Annotated in this window: 16 protein-coding genes; 2 read left to right on the plus strand and 14 right to left on the minus strand. The window is 67.0% G+C overall.

The window, feature by feature from the left end:
- Nucleotides 1-13: 13 nt before the first annotated feature.
- The 9 genes from ACM0PK_RS03295 to ACM0PK_RS03335 form a co-directional block, all read right to left on the minus strand.
- Nucleotides 14-652, minus strand: a complete 639-nt coding sequence (locus ACM0PK_RS03295) for a PepSY-associated TM helix domain-containing protein (RefSeq protein WP_088496720.1) — start codon at nucleotides 650-652, stop codon at nucleotides 14-16.
- A gap of 166 nt (nucleotides 653-818) precedes the next feature.
- The gene (locus ACM0PK_RS03300) at nucleotides 819-3239 is read right to left on the minus strand and encodes a TonB-dependent receptor domain-containing protein (RefSeq protein WP_414607184.1); all 2421 of its coding nucleotides are present in this window, start codon (nucleotides 3237-3239) and stop codon (nucleotides 819-821) included.
- Between the two features lie 145 nt (nucleotides 3240-3384).
- On the minus strand, nucleotides 3385-3786 hold the full coding sequence (locus tag ACM0PK_RS03305) for a hypothetical protein (protein WP_180890452.1): 402 nt from the start codon (nucleotides 3784-3786) through the stop codon (nucleotides 3385-3387).
- A gap of 164 nt (nucleotides 3787-3950) precedes the next feature.
- Nucleotides 3951-4628 carry a Fe2+-dependent dioxygenase gene (locus tag ACM0PK_RS03310; protein ID WP_061479225.1) on the minus strand — a complete coding sequence of 226 codons (678 nt, stop codon included), beginning with the start codon at nucleotides 4626-4628 and terminating at the stop codon, nucleotides 3951-3953.
- A gap of 10 nt (nucleotides 4629-4638) precedes the next feature.
- Nucleotides 4639-5358 (minus strand): tetratricopeptide repeat protein, encoded by a 720-nt coding sequence (locus ACM0PK_RS03315; protein WP_061479224.1) that lies wholly within the window; start codon nucleotides 5356-5358, stop codon nucleotides 4639-4641.
- A 70-nt stretch (nucleotides 5359-5428) separates the two neighbouring features.
- Nucleotides 5429-7720 (minus strand): TonB-dependent receptor, encoded by a 2292-nt coding sequence (locus ACM0PK_RS03320; protein ID WP_414607183.1) that lies wholly within the window; start codon nucleotides 7718-7720, stop codon nucleotides 5429-5431.
- 149 nt (nucleotides 7721-7869) lie between these two features.
- Complete coding sequence (locus ACM0PK_RS03325; protein ID WP_005415592.1) at nucleotides 7870-8274, minus strand: hypothetical protein; 405 nt, start codon at nucleotides 8272-8274, stop codon at nucleotides 7870-7872.
- A gap of 175 nt (nucleotides 8275-8449) precedes the next feature.
- Nucleotides 8450-8782 carry a non-heme iron oxygenase ferredoxin subunit gene (locus ACM0PK_RS03330; RefSeq protein WP_005415593.1) on the minus strand — a complete coding sequence of 111 codons (333 nt, stop codon included), beginning with the start codon at nucleotides 8780-8782 and terminating at the stop codon, nucleotides 8450-8452.
- Entirely contained in the window at nucleotides 8779-9318 is a 540-nt protein-coding gene (locus ACM0PK_RS03335; protein ID WP_065177925.1) for a GNAT family N-acetyltransferase, read from the minus strand. The genes ACM0PK_RS03330 and ACM0PK_RS03335 overlap by 4 nt, the downstream gene beginning before the upstream one ends.
- Nucleotides 9319-9525: 207 nt before the next feature.
- On the opposite strand from ACM0PK_RS03335, the gene ACM0PK_RS03340 reads away from it, so the two are divergent.
- A complete protein-coding gene (locus ACM0PK_RS03340) occupies nucleotides 9526-10176 on the plus strand; it encodes a transposase (RefSeq protein WP_111201221.1) in 651 nt (216 codons plus the stop codon).
- Nucleotides 10177-10191: 15 nt separating this feature from the next.
- Here the strand turns inward: ACM0PK_RS03340 and ACM0PK_RS03345 are convergent, their stop codons facing one another.
- From ACM0PK_RS03345 to ACM0PK_RS03365, 5 genes are all read right to left on the minus strand, one after another.
- Nucleotides 10192-11448, minus strand: coding sequence for a cysteine desulfurase (locus ACM0PK_RS03345; protein ID WP_065196580.1), 1257 nt, complete (start codon nucleotides 11446-11448; stop codon nucleotides 10192-10194).
- Nucleotides 11445-12707, minus strand: coding sequence for a Fe-S cluster assembly protein SufD (sufD, locus tag ACM0PK_RS03350; protein WP_414607182.1), 1263 nt, complete (start codon nucleotides 12705-12707; stop codon nucleotides 11445-11447). The genes ACM0PK_RS03345 and sufD overlap by 4 nt, the downstream gene beginning before the upstream one ends.
- Nucleotides 12707-13471: a Fe-S cluster assembly ATPase SufC gene (sufC, locus tag ACM0PK_RS03355; RefSeq protein WP_005415598.1), complete on the minus strand. Its 765-nt coding sequence runs from the start codon at nucleotides 13469-13471 to the stop codon at nucleotides 12707-12709. The genes sufD and sufC overlap by 1 nt, the downstream gene beginning before the upstream one ends.
- Nucleotides 13472-13545: 74 nt before the next feature.
- Complete coding sequence (gene sufB / locus ACM0PK_RS03360; protein ID WP_005408435.1) at nucleotides 13546-15021, minus strand: Fe-S cluster assembly protein SufB; 1476 nt, start codon at nucleotides 15019-15021, stop codon at nucleotides 13546-13548.
- Nucleotides 15022-15039: 18 nt separating this feature from the next.
- Nucleotides 15040-15495: an SUF system Fe-S cluster assembly regulator gene (locus ACM0PK_RS03365; protein ID WP_049414161.1), complete on the minus strand. Its 456-nt coding sequence runs from the start codon at nucleotides 15493-15495 to the stop codon at nucleotides 15040-15042.
- A gap of 211 nt (nucleotides 15496-15706) precedes the next feature.
- Between ACM0PK_RS03365 and ACM0PK_RS03370 the strand changes: the two genes are divergently transcribed.
- Complete coding sequence (locus ACM0PK_RS03370; protein ID WP_012479369.1) at nucleotides 15707-16174, plus strand: SET domain-containing protein; 468 nt, start codon at nucleotides 15707-15709, stop codon at nucleotides 16172-16174.
- Nucleotides 16175-16206: the final 32 nt, after the last annotated feature.

Here is a 16206-nt window from a genome sequence, read left to right on the forward strand (position 1 = left end):
TTCACGGTGGAAGTCAGTGGATCAGCAGCAGGGCGATCAACAGCGGGATCATCAGGCCGAGGCCGACCAGCGGCCAGGTCATGCGCCGTTGCCGCGCATGCAGGTGCAGCAGGAACAGGCCGGTGATGCAGAACACCAGGCAGGCCACGGCGAACAGGTCCAGGAACCAGCCCCATGCGGGGCCTGCGTTGCGGCCCTTGTGCAGGTCGTTGAGGTAGGAGACCACGCCGCGCGAGGTCGATTCGTACTCCACCGCGCCGGTTTCGCGGTCGATGCTCAGCCAGGCGTCGCCACCGGGGCGCGGCAGCGACAGGTAGATCTCCTCGGCCGACCACTCGGCCGGGCGGCCGCCGATGGCGATGCCCAGCTGCGTGTCCAGCCAGTGCCGGGCCGGGCGCGGAATCGGCGCGTTGCCGTCCTCGCGCGTGCCCAGCTGGCCCAGCAGCTCGGCCGGCAGTTCCAGATGCTGGTTCTGCACCTGGGGTTTGGCCTCGATCTTCGCGGCATGGTTGAGAGTCAGGCCGGTCACCGCGAACAGCAGCATGCCGATCAGGCACACCGCCGAGCTGATCCAGTGCCACTGGTGCAGCGTCCGCAGCCAGAAGCCACGGTTCTGTTGCTGCTGCACGGTGGAAAGGGCGGGACGGCTCACGGCACGGTTCGAGGCGGACGGGGACTGCCCATTACATCATTGATGAGAATAGCTCGCAATTGCGTGTCGTTCTGTATCCCGGAGCTATTTCGGGATGCCGGCCAGCGGCCGGCACTACCGATCGGTAGATCCACGCCATGCGTGGAGCAGGAGCAGGGCGCGGCGATCAGAACTTCGCGTTCAGCGAAATCCAGTAGCTGCGCCGCTGGTCCTTGGTCGCATAGTCGTCCACGCAGTTGAATTCGCTCTGGCTGATCAACAGGCACGACTGCGAGACGAAATCCTTGTCGAGCAGGTTGTTGACCCGTGCGTTCACCGTCAGCCAGGGCGTGGCCTTCCAGCTGCCACCGAGATGGAAGATCGTGTAGTCCTCGTAGTAGCGGGTGTGGCTGGCGCCGTTGGCGTCCAGCAGCGTGTCGCGGTAGCGGTCGTAGCGGCCCTCGCCGATCAGCGACAGGCTGACCGCTTCATTGATCTGCCAGTTGAGGCTGGCGTTGGCCATGTGTTTTGCCGGCATGGTGCCGCTGATCGGCAGCCCCTTCTGTGCGCCACTGGTCTGCTCGCTCCTGGTCCAGGTGTAGTTGCCGCGCAGCTGCAGGGTGTCGAGCAGGTCGACGTGGGCGGCCAGTTCGGCACCCCGCGTTTTAGCCTTGTCGATGTTCACGCTCTGGGTGAAGGTGCTGTAGCCCAGTGCGGCCCAGCCCGGGCCGATGTCCACGCAGTAGCCGCTGCCGGCGCGCGCCACTTCGCAGTTGGGGAAGGTGCCGCCGCTGGCGATCTTGTCTTCGAACGTGTTGAAGAAGCCGGTGACGTTGAAGCCCCAGCGCTGGCCCTCGTAGTAGGCGGCCAGCTCGTAGTTGGTGCTGGTTTCAGGCTTCAGGTTCGGCGAACCGACCAATGGCAGCACGCCCTGGCCACCGAAGCCGGTGATGCCCGGGAACAGCTGGTCCGGTCGCGGGGTCTTGTAGCCGGTGCTGACGCCGCCCTTGAAGGTCCACGCATCGCTGGCGTTCCACACCAGGTAGCCACGCGGGCTGACGTGGCTGCCGAACACGTTGTGGTCGTCGTAGCGCAGGCCGAAGGTGGCGGTGAGGGTGTCGGTCAGCGCCCAGTTGTCCTCGGCAAACAGCGCCCACATGCGGTGTTTCTGCTTGACGTTGCTGCGGTAGCCGGCGCCATCCATGCCAAACACACCGTCGACCATGTCAGTGTTGTTGTACTGGCCACCCACCGTCAGCGTGTGCGCGCCGAAGTCCAGGTCGAGCATCGTGTCGAGCACGTAGCCTTCCAGTTCCATGCTGCGCAGCGGGCGCGGCAGGAACGCCTGCAGGCGCGCCGTCTCACTCGGGTTGAGGGCGGCCAGGGCGTTGCCTCGGCTGGCCGCACAGTGGTTGGCGGCGCCAGTGCGGCGGCAGACGTCATTCCACAGCGTCTGCAGGTTGGCACGCTCGTCCAGGGTCAGCGGCAGCGAACGACCCAGGTTGTTGCTCTTGCTGTGGGTCAGTGAGGTCTGCCAGGTGCCGAAGCCGTAGCGGCCCTGGTGGGTCAGCGACAGCTGATCGCGCTCGTAGCGCTGGTAGGCGGTGTAGCCCACGCGCGGCTGCACCACGCGACGGGTGACGGTGCCGCTGCCGTTCGGGTTGGGAATGATCGCATTGCCGACGCGCCACAGGCTGACCAGGCTGTCGAGGGTGCCGGTCTGGCCTTCGCTGTTGTCGTATTTCTGCCGCGACACGTCGTAGTCCAGCCACAGTTCGTGATCGTCGTTGATGCGGAAGTCCAGGCGCACACCGGTGTTCCAGTTGGTGTTGGCGACCGACTTGCCGCCACCGCCGAAGCCGATGCTGCGCTCCCACGGCGTACCGTCGGGAAGGGTCAGTGCATCCCATTCCGGGTTCGATGCCTTGGCATCGTAGTAGCTGCCGCGTACCGCCAGGCTGAGGCGATCCTTCAGCAGTGGGCCGCTGAGGTAGAGGTCGGTGGTGCGCGCATCGCCGAACTGGTCGTCCTGCTGCACGGTGAAGCCTTGGGTCACCGAGCCGTGCCAGCTGTCCTGGTTGCGGCGGGTGATGATGTTGATGACGCCGCCCATCGCGTCCGAGCCGTACAGCGTGGACATCGGCCCGCGCACGACTTCGATGCGTTCGATCGCCTCCAGTGGCGGCAGGTAGGCGAACTGGCCGCCACCGAAGTTGTTCGGGTAGATCTGGCCGACATTGCTCTGGCGACGGCCGTCGATCAGCACCAGGGTGTACTCGGACGGCAGGCCGCGCATCGACACGGTGGCGCGGCCGTTCTTGTCGGTCGCTTCCAGGCCCACGTCGATGCCTTCGACGTCGCGCAGGGCGTCGACCAGGCTGGTATACGGGCGCTTGCTCAGTTCCTCGCGGCTGACCACGCTGATGCTGGCCGGGGCATCGATCACCTTCTGTTCGAAGCCGGAGGCGGTGACCACCACCTTGTCCAGCGTCTGCGGTGCGCCGGCGGCGTCACCGTGGGCGAAGGCGGGGCTGGCGAAAGCCGCCAGCACGGCGCTGGTCAGCAGGGTACGGGACAGGGACGAACGGACACGATGGCGCTGGGCCATGGCAGTTACCTCGAAGGATGCAGGGTGGCGCGATGCCGTGCGCGAAGGGCGCGGCAGGCACGGAAGGCCCGGTCAGGGGCGGCAGGGATGAAGCAGACAGCGGCGTGCAGGCGCGACCGCGCAGGCGGTCACGCCAGGCCGTGGATCAGGCGAGCGGCGGCGCCTGGCCGCGTTGCTGGCGGCGCCCGGGCGCATCGGCCCAGGGCGTGTCCGGAGCGGCCAGCGGCCAGTCCGGGCGCACGCCGGGCATGGCCGGCGTGGCGGGTACGAGTTCGAGTTCAGTGCGCAGCCAGTGGCTGGCCAGCAGCAACGGCGGGTGTGCCTGCTCGGCCGCTTTCACCGGGGGGGCGGCACAGCGGCGCAGCTTGGCCGGCGCCTCTTCCTGCAGGGGGCTTTCGCCGCCGCGCTCTTCCAGCGGCATCTGCATGGCCATTCCGGCCTGGGCCTGTGGCAGCAGTGGCAGGGTGCCCAGCAGCAACGCCAGCATCGCCACCCATGCCAGCAGGCTGGCCAGCGCCGGACGCTGGCCGCGCATGGCGGTGCCCATCTTGCGATGGATGAGTGGGCGAGGGCGAAGCGGACGCAGCAAGCAGGGGTCCCCAAGGGTCTGCCGGCAGCGGCCGGCATCAACGGGGCGTGATTGTAATGAGAGCCGTTAGCTGTTGCAAATGAGAATGATTGCCAAAATGCCGTAGGCCGGCCCGGCAAGGCTCAGACTTCGCTCCAGCGCCGCAAAAGGTTGTGGTACACGCCGGTCAGCTGCAGGATCGCCTCGGCGTCGCCGCCGGTCTGCCGCAGGCGCTCGATCGAGCCATCCATTTCCCACAACAGGCGGCGCTGCACGTCGTCGCGGATCATGCTCTGCACCCAGAAGAACGAAGCCACGCGTGCGCCGCGGGTGACGGGGCGCACTTGATGCAGGCTGCTGGACGGGTAGACGATCAGGTCGCCAGCCGGCAGCTTCACTTCGTGCTCGCCGTAGGTGTCGCTGATGATCAGCTCGCCGCCTTCGTACTCCTCGGGCGCGGACAGGAACAGGGTGCAGGAGATGTCCGAACGCAGCTGTTCGCCGTTGGCCAGGTTCATCACCGCGCCATCGACATGGAAGCCGTAGGTGCCGCCGCCGCTGTAGCGGTTGAAGCGCGGTGGCAGGTACTTCAGTGGCAGCGCGGCGCTGAAGAACAGCGGATGCCGGGCCAGCGCGACGAGGATGATCTCGCCCAGCTCGCGGCGCAGCGGCGACGCCTCGGGCAGCTGCTGGTTGTGCTTGGCCTGCGCGCCCAGATGGCCGACGGTTTCGCGGCCATCGGTCCAGTCGGCAGCATCGAGGCGGCGGCGGAAGTCGGCCACCTGGTCGGCGCTGAGAATATCGGGGATGTGCAGCAGCATGCGGAACTCCTCAGAGCGACGGCGGTGCGACCAGGGCGCGCACCTGTGGATGCGGCGATGCGGCCAGCTCCGGCACGATGTGCGCCATGAACGCCGGGCTGCCGTGCGCCAGTGCAAGCTGCAGCCAGTGCACGGCCTGCTCGACCTGGCCGGCCTGCAGCAGGATCGAGGCGTAGTTGGCCTGGCCGCGGAAATCACCGGCCTCGGCCGCGCGCTGGTACCAGGCCAGCGCTGCCTGCGGATCGGCTGCGGTGTCCAGCCCGTCCTCGAGGTGGCGGGCCAGCAGGTTCATCGATTTGGCATGGCCCAGATGCGCGGCGCGGGTGTACAGGGCCAGTGCCTGCGCGCGGTCCTGGGGCACGCCGCGGCCGGTGGCCAGAAGGTTGGCCAGGTTGTACAGGCCCCAGTCCAGGCCGGTGTCGGCCGCGCGCCGGTACCACACCGCGGCCAGCGTGGGATCGGGCGTGGTGCCCTGGCCCAGCTCATGGCAGCGGCCGAGCATGTTCATCGCCATCGGCGCGCCGTTGTTGGCGGCGGTTTCGTACCAGAGCAGCGCAGCCGAGGCGTCCTGCGCGGTGCCTTTACCTTCCATGTGCATCTGCGCGAGCAGCAGCTGCGCCTCGACCTGCCCGGCCTGTGCGGCGTCGCGCACGCGTGCGAACGCAGCCTGTGGATCGTGCTGGAGCAGCTCGGCCAGGGCGTCGCTGTCGATGGGGGTACGGGTTGCCATGGGGTGAGTATCGCCGGAAACAAAAACGGCGGCAGGAGAGCGCCTGCCGCCGTGGTGGAGCGCCGTTACATCAGAACTTGACGTTCAGTGCCAGAGTGGCCGAGCGACCCGGGGCGATGCTCGCGTAGTGCGAGGCATAGGCCTTGGTGAAGTAGGTCTTGTCGGTCAGGTTCTGCACGTTGAGCTGCAGGCTGATGTTGTCCTGGATCGCGTAGCTGGCCATCGCGTCGAAGCGGGTGTAGCTCGGGATCCACTTGGTGTTGGCGACATCACCGTACTGCTTGTCCGAGTAGAACGCGCCGGCGCCGAGGGTCAGGCCGATCGGGAAGCGGTAGGTGGTCCACAGGTTGGCGCTGTGCTTGGCAGTGTTCGGGAACACGTTACCGTTGTACGGCGACGGCACGTACACGTTGGACGGGCAGGTGCGGCCCACTGGTGCGCCACAGACGAAACCGTTGTCCTTCAGTTCCGAGTCCAGGTAGGTGTAGCCGCCGTACAGGCTCCAGGCGTCGGTCAGCTGGCCGGTGAAACCCAGTTCGAAGCCGTTGATCTCCTTCTTGCCGGCGTTCTGGCTGGTGCCGTTGTCGACCGTCACGCGTGCGTTGTTCATCACGGTGTGGAAGATCGCTGCGGTCAGGTTCAGGCGCTGGTCGAACAGGTCCCACTTGGTGCCCAGTTCGAGGTTCTTCGTGTCCTGCGGCTTGAGGTCGGCCACGGCGGCGCTCAGGCCGTCCGAACCGTCACCACCGTCCATGCCCGGCGGGGTCGAGGAGGTGCCCCACGACAGGTAGATGCTGCCGTTGGCGGCCGGCTTGAACACCACACCGGCCTGGTAGTTCAGGAAGTCATTGCTGTTGCGCACGCGGGTCGGTGCCTTGCCGGCCACCGGGGTGGTCAGGGTGGTGCGGAAGTCGTCGTAGCGCAGGCCGAGGTTGATCATCCACTGCTCATTGAGCTCGATGGTGTCGAACACGTAGGCCGAGGTGGTCCTGGTGCGCTGCTCGACGTCCAGTGCCTTGTCGCTGCGGTACACCGAATGGGTGGCTGCCCACGGATCGCGCGGATCCGGATTGGCGAAATCGGTGCAGTTGTAGCCGGTGGCCGCGCCGGTGGTCGGGCACTTGCTGTTGCCGGTGAGCGGGTTGCTGGTGCCCGGGGTCATCAGATAGCTGCCGCGGGTCATCTTCTCGTCGCTGTACTCCACGCCAGCGCTGTAGCTGTGCTTGAGCGCGCCGGTCTGGAAGGCACCGGTCAGGCCCAGCTGGTCGGCGAAGCTCTTGACGTCGACGGCGCGGGCGTTGGTACGGCGCCACAAGGTGCCGTAGTTGTTCGGGTTGCCCTGGCTGTCGTCCGGCTGGGTCCACAGGTAATCGTTGCTGGTGTCGCCCAGGCGCGCGATGTTGCGCAGCTTGTGGCCGCCGAAATCGTAGCTGGCATCCAGCGTGCTGATGTCGGCACGGGTGCGCTGGAAGTCACGGTCGACCAGGCCGTAGTAGTTGTTGCGGTCCGGCACCATCGGGCGGCCGTCGACCCACTTCGAGGCCGGCGCACCGTTCGGGTTGCCGTAGGGGAAACCACCGGCGTCCGGCAGGTCATCGCTCTGCATGTGGTAGTGGCTGGCAATCAGCTGCGCCGGGCCGTTCAGGCCGAACGCGATCGACGGCGCGATGCCCCAGCGGCTGACATTGGCGGCGTCGCGGCCAGCGATGTCCGATTCGTGCTTCATCAGGTTCAGGCGCGCGGCGATGCCATCGCCCAGAACGTAGTTGGCGTCCACGGTGCCGCGTGCGTAGCTGTCGGTACCGATGCCCATGCTGGCGTTGGTCTCGTTCTTCAGCTTAGGCGTCTTGCTCACCAGGTTCAGGCTGCCACCACCGGAATCACGGCCACCGTAGGCCGAGCTCGGGCCCTTGACCACTTCCACCTGCTCCAGATCGAAGATCTCGCGGGTCTGCGAGCCGACGTCGCGCAGGCCGTCGACGAAGACGTTGCTCTGCGAATCGAAGCCACGGATGAAGGGGCGGTCGCCGGTCGGGTTGCCGCCTTCGCCGGCACCGAAGGTGATGCCCGGCACCATGCGCAGCGCATCCTGCAGGTTGGTCGCACCGGTTTCGGCGATCAGCTTCTCCGACACAATCGACACTGACTTGGGGGTGTCCAGCAGTTCGGCGGTGAACTTCGGCGAGGACGGATTGAACCAGCTGCCGCGCACCTGCACCTTGTCCAGGTCGGTGGCCTTGCTGGATGCGGCATCAGCGCTGTCGGCAGCCTGCGCGGCCAGCGGCGCGAAGCCTGCGGCCAGGGTGGCGGTGGCGAGCAGGGAAACGCGCGGGGCGTGCTTGCGGGACGTGATGTGGGTCATGGCTTTGGGTAGTGGCGTGGATCGGGAAACGGCGAAGGCCGAAGCGCAGACAGCGCGACGACAGGGAGGGAGCGTCTTCTGTAGAGCCGAGCTGATGCCCGGCGATGCGGCGAACGACTTCAGGCGCACGGCAACCGCCGCAGGGCGCCTCAGCTGGCGTGCGGTGCGGGCGGTGCGTGGCCGGGGTTCAAGCGCAGTGCGGGATCGTGCAGTTGCCGGCGCAGGGCATCGGAGCGCCATAGCGGGATATGTGCGACCAGGGGCGCGCGCAGGGGTGCCACTCCGGTGCAGGGCGTGTTGCCCTCACCCTCAAGCGGCGGCTCCGGTGCAGGTGCAGCATGTTGCGGGCATTCGTCTGCCGACGGCGCCGGCAATGGCATGACCTGGCGCAACCCTTCGGCATGTGCCTGCCACCCTTGGGTAGTCGGGGCGTTGCTGCGTCCTTCGTGCAGCGCCGACCAGCCCAGCAGCAGCGTCAGCAGCACGGCCACGGCCAGTGGCCACCCCTGGCGGGCGAGCTGGCACAACGTGGCAGTGGGCGCGGGCGAAGCCATGGCGCGAGGGCGAAGTCGTTACGAAGATGTTACGTAGAATAACATCAACGATAATGATTCGCATGTACGGGGCGCTGCGGGACGCCGGGGCGGCCGGGGAACGCCCTGCGAAGGCCCTTGCGGGGTCTCCTGCAGATCCAGCCCAGGGAGGATACCCCCAGGTCGGGGCGCCGCCTCAATCCCGGTCGTCGCGCGTCCAGACGGCGTCGTGTTCGCGCTTCACCGGGAACTTGGGCACCGGGGTATAGGCCGGTGCGCACAGGGCGCGGCCATCGCGTACGTCGAAGCGCGCGCCGTGCAGCACGCACTCCACGCTGCCTTCGGCGGTGTTGAACTCGCCCGAGGACAGCTCGAATTCCTCGTGCGTGCACTGGTCTTCCAGCGCGTACAGCTCGCCGTCGAGGTTGAACACCACGATCGGGGTGCCGGTCACCTCGTCGAACACGCTCTTCATTTCACCGGGCAGCAGCTCGTTGCTGGCGCACACGAAGGTCCAGGTATCGCTCACGCGGCCGCTCCGGCCAGCGGTTTTTCCAGGATCTCGAAGCGCAGGTCGTCACGCTTGGGGATGCCGAAGCGTTCGTCGCCATATGGGAAGGGTTTCTTGATGCCGGTCCGCTGGTAGCCACGACGCTCGTAGAAGGCGATCAGTTCGTCGCGTACGTCGATCACCGTCATCTGCATCACCGGCACGTTCCATTCGCGTGCGGCGTGGGCTTCGGCGGCGTCCATCAGCTGCTTGCCGACGCCGCCGCCCTGCTGTGCGGGGTCGACCGAGAACATGCCGAAGTAGCCCTTGCCCTCAACGTCGGCAACGTGGGCGCAGGCCACAAGAACGCCTTCGCGCTCGGCCAGCAGGATGGTGGAGCGGGGGCGGTCCAGGTCGGCCTGGATGCCTTCGGCGTCGATGCGGGCGCCATCCAGCAGGTCGGCTTCGGTAGTCCAGCCCACGCGGCTGGCGTCGCCACGGTAGGCCGAGGTGACGAGGGCGATCAGGGCGGGGATGTCGGCCGGCGTGGCGGCGCGGAAGGTCAGGGTGCTCATGGGGGCATTTTAGGTGGGCAGTGGGCGGGCGCAAATGGGGGAGTGGGGTCAGATCCCTTTCGCAACGCGAAAGGGATCTGACCCCGGTATCTACTGACTCAACGGCAGGCCATGGACCGACTGGCGCGGGCCCGGAATCGGCAGATGCTCGGGGTCAGATCCCTTTGCGCAGCGAAGGGCTCTGACCTCTGTTCCCAGGAGAAGCCCATGCCAAGGCCACCACGCATCGATGCGCCCGGTTACCCGCAACATGTCGTTCAACGTGGCAACAATCGCCAGCCCGTGTTCTTCACCGATGGCGACCGTGTGGCCTACCTGCGCCTGCTGTGCCAGCACGCGGACCAGCAGCACTGCCGGGTCCACGCGTACGTGCTGATGGACAATCACGTTCATCTGCTGGTGACACCTGATGTCTCCGGCGGGCTGTCACGGATGATGCAGGCCGTGAGCCGGACCTACGTGCGGCGGGTGAATGATCGGCAGGGCCGCACGGGAACCCTGTGGGAGGGGCGTTTCTACTCGACGCTGGTCGATACGGATCGCTATCTGCTGGCCTGCCAGCGCTACATCGAGCTCAACCCTGTCCGTGCGGGAAGGGTGGCGCGCCCAGGGGACTGTCGCTGGTCGAGCTATCGGGCGAATGCGCACGGCAGGCCGAATGCGCTGCTCAACCCGCATTCGGCATTCGAACTGATTGCCCTGGATCTGGATGAACGGCGCAGGCGCTATGCGGCGTTCATCGAGGAGGGAATTCCTGCCGCGGATGTGGCGGCGATCCGGCGAGCATTGCGGTCGCAGCGACGGTTGGCCGGTTCGCTAGCGGGGTCAGATCCCTTTCGCGATGCGAAAGGGATCTGACCCCGTCTGCCGGGGTTACCCCAGCAGCTTGCGTACCTTGGTCAGCGCGGTCATGAACCGCTCGATCTCGGCGTGCGTGTTGTAGAACGCCAGCGAGGCACGGCAGGTGGCGGCGACGCCGAAGTACTGCAGCAGCGGGTGTGCGCAGTGCTGGCCCGAGCGCACGGCCACGCCTTCCAGGTCGAGCAGGGTGGCCAGGTCGTGGGCATGCGCGCCATCGATCAGGAACGAGACCACGGCGGCCTTCTCCGGTGCCTGGCCGATGATGCGCAGGCCATCGACGCGGCGCAGCTCTTCGGTGAAGTGCGCCAGCAGTTCGGCTTCGCGCGCCTCCACGTTGTCCTGGCCAAGCTGCTGCAGGTAGTCGGCGGCCACGCCCAGGCCGATGAAACCGGCGATGTTCGGGGTGCCGGCTTCGAACTTGTGCGGGGCATCGTTGAACACGGTGCCGTCGAAGCTGACTTCCTTGATCATCTCGCCGCCGCCGAGGAACGGTGGCATCGCGTCCAGGTGCTCGCGACGCGCCCACAGCGCGCCGGTACCGGTTGGACCGCACATCTTGTGGCCGGTGATGGCGTAGAAATCGCAGCCGATCGCGGCGACGTCGACCTTGCGGTGTGGCACGGCCTGCGAGCCATCGACCACGGTGATGATGCCGCGCTTGCGCGCTTCGCGGCAGATCTCGCGCACCGGGTTGACCGTGCCCAGCACGTTGGAGACATGGGTGACCGCCAGCAGCTTGACCTCCGGGGTCATCGCCGCGCGCAGCGCATCCAGGTCCAGCGCACCATCGGGAGTGATCTCGGCCACGCGGATGGTGGCACCGGTACGCTGCGCGACCAGCTGCCACGGCACGATGTTGGCATGGTGCTCCATGCGCGACACCAGGATCACGTCGCCGGCCTTCAGCCGCGGCAGCGCCCACGAATACGCCACCAGGTTGATGGCGAAGGTGGTGCCGCTGCACAGCACCAGCTCGCTGGGGCGCACGTTGAGGAAGCGCGCCAGCGTGTTGCGCGCACCTTCGTAGGCATCGGTGGCTTCGCTGCCCAGTGCATGCACCGCGCGGCTGACGTTGGCGTTGTAACGGCGGTAGAACTCGTCCACCGCGCCGATCACCTGCACCGGCTTCTGGCCGGTGTTGGCATTGTCGAAATAGACCAGCGGCTTGCCGTGTACTTCGCGCATCAGCAGCGGGAAGTCGAGGCGGACGCGGTCCCAGTCGGGGGCGCCGGTGCGTTCTTCGATCGGGCGCGGCGTGGACAGGTTCATGCCGCACCCGCCTCGGCCAGGGCCTTGTCCAGGCGGCGTGCCAGCTGCGCGCGCAGCGCGTCCGGCAGGATCTTCAGCGGTTCATGGCAGAACGCAGCGCTCAGCAGCGCCTGCGCCTGGGCCTGCGGCAGGCCGCGCGAGCGCAGGTAGAACAGCGCATTGGCATCGAGCTGGCCAACGGTCGCGCCGTGCGCGGCCTTCACTTCATCGGCGTCGATCACCAGCGTCGGCTGGGTGTCGATCTCGGCGTCCGCCGACAGCAGCAGGTTCTTGTTGGACAGGTTCGCGTCGGTGCCATCGGCGCCTTCGCGGATCTGGATGCCACCATGGAACACCACGCGGCTGCGGTTGGCGGCTACGCCGCGCCACAGCAGCTCGCAGGCGGTATCGCGGGCGATATGGTCGATGCCGAGGCGGGTTTCGACGTGGCGGCGGCCATTGCCGAGCAGCACGCCGTTGGCGGTCAGCCGGGCATTGTCGCCTTCCAGGCGCACGTTCAGTTCATGGCGGCTGAGCGCGGCGCCCAGTTCCAGGTCGACGCGGTGGTACTGCGCGTCGCGGGCCAACACCGCGTCGGTGCGCAGGAAGCTGGTCTGGCGTGCGCTGCCGGCCTGCACGCGGGCGTGCTTGAGCACGGCGTCGCGCGCGACGTGGGCATGCAGCACGGTGTTGTCCAGGTGGGCGGAGTCACCCACGCTGAAGCGGTGCTCGACCACGCCGAGGCTGGCGCCGGCACGCAGTTCGATCAGGTGGCGGTGATGCCAGGCCAGGTCGGTCTCGCCCGCCACACTGGCGAATACCAGCTGCAGCGGCGCTTCGACCTGCACGCCTTCGTCCACGCGCAGCACCACGCCTTCATCGGCCAGTGCGGCGTTGAGGCGGGCGAAGATCTCTTCGCTGCGCTCGTAGCGGCGGCCAAGGAAACGCACGGCGTCTTCGCCGGAGGCCAGTGCGGCCGACAGCGGCTGCAGCTGCACGCCGGCCGGCAGGGCCTGCACGTCGCTCAGCGTGGCATCGAGGCGGCCGTTGACGAACACCAGGCGCGGCGCCGGGATGTCGTCCAGCAGCGCGGCGTCCAGCGCCGGGCCCTGCAGCGGTGCCGCAGCAAACGCACGGCGTTCCAGCTGGCGCAGCGAGGTGTACTTCCAGGCTTCATTGCGGGCGGCCGGCAGGCCATCGCGCAGGGCCGCATCCAGCACTTCGCGGCGCGCATCGCTGCCGCAGAAGGCCTGGGCCATCGAGTCGAGCAGGGCGCTCATCAGACCGCCGCCTCGGGCACGACCCGGTCCTTCAGGAAATCATAGCCGTGCGCTTCCAGTTCCAGCGCCAGCTCGGGGCCGCCGCTCTTGACGATGCGGCCATCGGCCAGCACGTGCACCACGTCCGGCTTGATGTAGTCCAGCAGGCGCTGGTAATGGGTGATGACCAGGAACGAACGGTCGGCGGCGCGCAGCGCATTGACGCCGTCGGCCACGCTCTTCAGTGCGTCGATGTCCAGGCCCGAGTCGGTCTCGTCGAGGATCGCCAGCTTCGGTTCCAGCACGGCCAGCTGGAAGATCTCGTTGCGCTTCTTCTCGCCGCCGGAGAAGCCTTCGTTGACGCCACGATGCAGCAGCTCGTCCTTCAGGTGCAGCACGGCCAGCTTCTGCCGCACCAGCTTGAGGAACTGCATGGAGTCGAGTTCGTCCTCGCCGCGTGCCTTGCGCTGGGCGTTCAGCGCCGCGCGCAGGAAGTAGGTGTTGTTCACGCCCGGGATCTCCACCGGGTACTGGAATGCCAGGAACAGGCCGGCAGCGGCACGCGCTTCCGGGTCCTGCTCCAGCAGGTCGACACCGTCGAACTGCACGCTGCCTTCGGTCACTTCGTAGCCGTCGCGGCCGGCCAGGACATTGCCCAGGGTGGACTTGCCGGCGCCGTTCGGGCCCATGATGGCGTGTACCTGGCCGGGCTTCACATCCAGCGACAGGCCCTTGAGGATTTCCTTGTCGCCGATGCGGGCGTGGAGATTTTCGATCTTCAGCATGGTGGGGGTTTCCGTGGGGCGGGCCTGGGCCCGCCGGTAAAGAGAATGCGTTTGCGAGGGGCAGGGGCGGGCGGTCAGCCCACCGAACCTTCCAGCGAGACTTCCAGCAGCTTCTTGGCTTCCACTGCGAACTCCATCGGCAGTTCGCGGAACACCTGCTTGCAGAAGCCGTCGACGATCATCGACACCGCGTCTTCCTGGCTGATGCCACGGGCGCGGCAGTAGAACAGCTGGTCGTCGGAAATCTTGGAGGTGGTGGCCTCGTGCTCGACGGTGGCGCCCGGGTTCTTCACCTCGATGTAGGGGAAGGTGTGGGCGCCGCACTGCTTGCCGATCAGCAGCGAATCGCACTGGGTGTAGTTGCGCGCGCCGTCGGCATTGCGGTCCACGCGCACCAGGCCGCGGTAGGTGTTCTGGCCGCGGCCGGCGCTGATGCCCTTGCTGACGATCTTGCTCTTGGTGCGCTTGCCGACGTGGATCATCTTGGTGCCGGTGTCGGCCTGCTGGCGGTGATGGGTCAGCGCCACGGAGTGGAACTCACCGACCGAGTCGTCGCCCAGCAGCACGCAGGACGGGTACTTCCAGGTGATCGCCGAGCCGGTCTCGACCTGGGTCCAGGTGACCTTGCTGCGCGCGCCGCGGCACTCGGCACGCTTGGTGACGAAGTTGTAGATGCCGCCGACGCCGTTCTCGTCGCCCGGATACCAGTTCTGCACGGTGGAGTACTTGATCTCCGCATCTTCCAGTGCCACCAGTTCGACCACCGCAGCGTGCAGCTGGTTCTCATCGCGCATCGGCGCGGTGCAGCCTTCCAGGTAGGAGACGTAGGCCTTGTCCTCGCACACGATCAGGGTGCGCTCGAACTGGCCGGTGTGGCCGGCGTTGATGCGGAAGTAGGTGCTCAGTTCCATCGGGCAGCGCACGCCTTTGGGAATGAACACGAAGCTGCCATCGGAGAACACCGCCGAGTTGAGCGCGGCGAAGTAGTTGTCACCCACCGGCACCACGGTGCCCAGGTACTGGCGCACCAGCTCCGGGTGTTCCTTGATGGCCTCGGACATCGAGCAGAAGATGATGCCCTTCTCAGCCAGTTCCTTGCGGAAGGTGGTACCGACGGAGACCGAGTCGAACACCGCATCCACCGCCACGCCGGCCAGCTTGGCGCGCTCGTGCAGCGGCACGCCCAGCTTGTCGTAGGTGTCGAGCAGTTCCTTCGGCACGTCGTCCAGCGAGGCGTACTTCGGGCCCTTCGGCGCCGAGTAGTAGCTGAGCGCCTGCAGGTCGATCGGGGCGATCTCCAGCTTGGCCCAGTCCGGCATCGGCATGGTCAGGAAGTGGCGGTAGGCGTCCAGGCGCCACTGCGTCATCCACTCCGGCTCGTCCTTCTTGGCCGACAGGGCACGGATGGTGTCCTCGTCCAGGCCCGGCGGCAGGGAGTCCGACTCGATCTCGGTGATGAAGCCAGCCGAATACTTGCGGCCGAGCTGCTCGTGGATCTCGCGGTTGGGGGTGTCGTCGTGGGCGACGTTTTCGATGGTTTCGGTGGCCATGGGGGGGCTGCCTGTGGATCAGGAGACGACGTCAACAGCGATGGTGCGGCGCTGTTCGTCATCGGCAAGGGGAAGGGGGGGCAGGATCTGCGCAAGACTGACGTCGCGCAGGGCCTCGGAGACCACGTCGTTGATCAACCGCCAGCTGCTGCGCGCGCCGCACTTGGGTGCCATGCCGCACTGGTGGTGGTCGTGGCTGCATTCGGTCAGGGCAAGCGGCCCTTCCATCGCTTCGACCACTTCGAACAGCGAGATCTCGATGGCCGGGCGGGTCAGCCGGTAGCCGCCACGCACGCCGCGCAGGCCTTCGACCAGGCCGGCCTGGGCCAGCGGCTTGAGTACCTTGCTGACGGTGGGCGGCTCCAGGCCGGTGAATTCGGCCAGTTCGGTGGCACTGAGCACCTCGCCCGGACGGGCGGCGAGCACGGTCAGCACGACGGTGGCGTAATCGGTGAGCTTGGTGACGCGCAACATGGGGATGCGAGTGGTTCTTAAAGCGGACTGAAATTGTACGCTTTTATTCGCCACCATCCAACCCGGGCATTCAGCCGGCGCTGGGGCCGGGCCGGGAGGCTTTGCCAGCGGGCGCTGCCGGGGGCGCCATGCTGCGCCAACCGGGTGATTTTCGCAATCACCCGGAATGGGCGAGAATCCCTGTTCCATCCGCTGCAAACAGCCCGTGCCGATGCCGAAGAAGATCCAAGCCCGCAAGTCCGCCATCCATGGCAACGGGGTGTTCGCCGTCGCCCCGATCAAGCAGGGCGAGCGCGTGATCCAGTACAAGGGCCTGCTGCGCAGCCATGGCGACGTTGATGCCGATGACAGCGGCGACGTCGAAAGCGGCCATACCTTCCTGTTCACCCTCAATGACGACTGGGTGATCGATGCCAACTACAAGGGCAACGATGCGCGCTGGATCAACCACAGCTGCGACCCGAACTGCGAGGCGGTGATCGAGGAGGATGAGGACGGCGACAGCCGTGGCGACAAGGTGTTCATCGAGGCGCTGCGCGATATCAAGGCTGGCGAAGAGCTGACCTACAACTACGGCATCACGCTGGCCGAGCGCCACACCGCCAAGCTGAAGAAGATCTGGGAATGCCGCTGCGGCTCGCCCAAGTGCACCGGCACCATGCTGCAGCCCAAGCGTTGATCCTTCCGGTAGTGCCGGCCGCTGGCCGGCAC

The sequence above is a fragment of the Stenotrophomonas sp. FR010 genome (assembly GCF_047520755.2).
In the GTDB taxonomy this organism is placed as follows: domain Bacteria; phylum Pseudomonadota; class Gammaproteobacteria; order Xanthomonadales; family Xanthomonadaceae; genus Stenotrophomonas; species Stenotrophomonas sepilia.

Excerpts from the sequence above, each read along its gene's own strand:
- ACM0PK_RS03335 (WP_065177925.1), bottom strand. The coding sequence starts at position 9,318 with ATGAGCACCCTGACCTTCCGCGCCGCCACGCCGGCCGACATCCCCGCC.
- ACM0PK_RS03340 (WP_111201221.1), top strand. The coding sequence starts at position 9,526 with ATGCCAAGGCCACCACGCATCGATGCGCCCGGTTACCCGCAACATGTC.
- sufC (WP_005415598.1), bottom strand. The coding sequence starts at position 13,471 with ATGCTGAAGATCGAAAATCTCCACGCCCGCATCGGCGACAAGGAAATC.
- ACM0PK_RS03310 (WP_061479225.1), bottom strand. The coding sequence starts at position 4,628 with ATGCTGCTGCACATCCCCGATATTCTCAGCGCCGACCAGGTGGCCGAC.
- ACM0PK_RS03345 (WP_065196580.1), bottom strand. The coding sequence starts at position 11,448 with ATGAACCTGTCCACGCCGCGCCCGATCGAAGAACGCACCGGCGCCCCC.
- ACM0PK_RS03300 (WP_414607184.1), bottom strand. The coding sequence starts at position 3,239 with ATGGCCCAGCGCCATCGTGTCCGTTCGTCCCTGTCCCGTACCCTGCTG.
- ACM0PK_RS03315 (WP_061479224.1), bottom strand. The coding sequence starts at position 5,358 with ATGGCAACCCGTACCCCCATCGACAGCGACGCCCTGGCCGAGCTGCTC.
- sufD (WP_414607182.1), bottom strand. The coding sequence starts at position 12,707 with ATGAGCGCCCTGCTCGACTCGATGGCCCAGGCCTTCTGCGGCAGCGAT.
- sufB (WP_005408435.1), bottom strand. The coding sequence starts at position 15,021 with ATGGCCACCGAAACCATCGAAAACGTCGCCCACGACGACACCCCCAAC.
- ACM0PK_RS03365 (WP_049414161.1), bottom strand. The coding sequence starts at position 15,495 with ATGTTGCGCGTCACCAAGCTCACCGATTACGCCACCGTCGTGCTGACC.
- ACM0PK_RS03305 (WP_180890452.1), bottom strand. The coding sequence starts at position 3,786 with ATGGGCACCGCCATGCGCGGCCAGCGTCCGGCGCTGGCCAGCCTGCTG.
- ACM0PK_RS03370 (WP_012479369.1), top strand. The coding sequence starts at position 15,707 with ATGCCGAAGAAGATCCAAGCCCGCAAGTCCGCCATCCATGGCAACGGG.
- ACM0PK_RS03320 (WP_414607183.1), bottom strand. The coding sequence starts at position 7,720 with ATGACCCACATCACGTCCCGCAAGCACGCCCCGCGCGTTTCCCTGCTC.
- ACM0PK_RS03325 (WP_005415592.1), bottom strand. The coding sequence starts at position 8,274 with ATGGCTTCGCCCGCGCCCACTGCCACGTTGTGCCAGCTCGCCCGCCAG.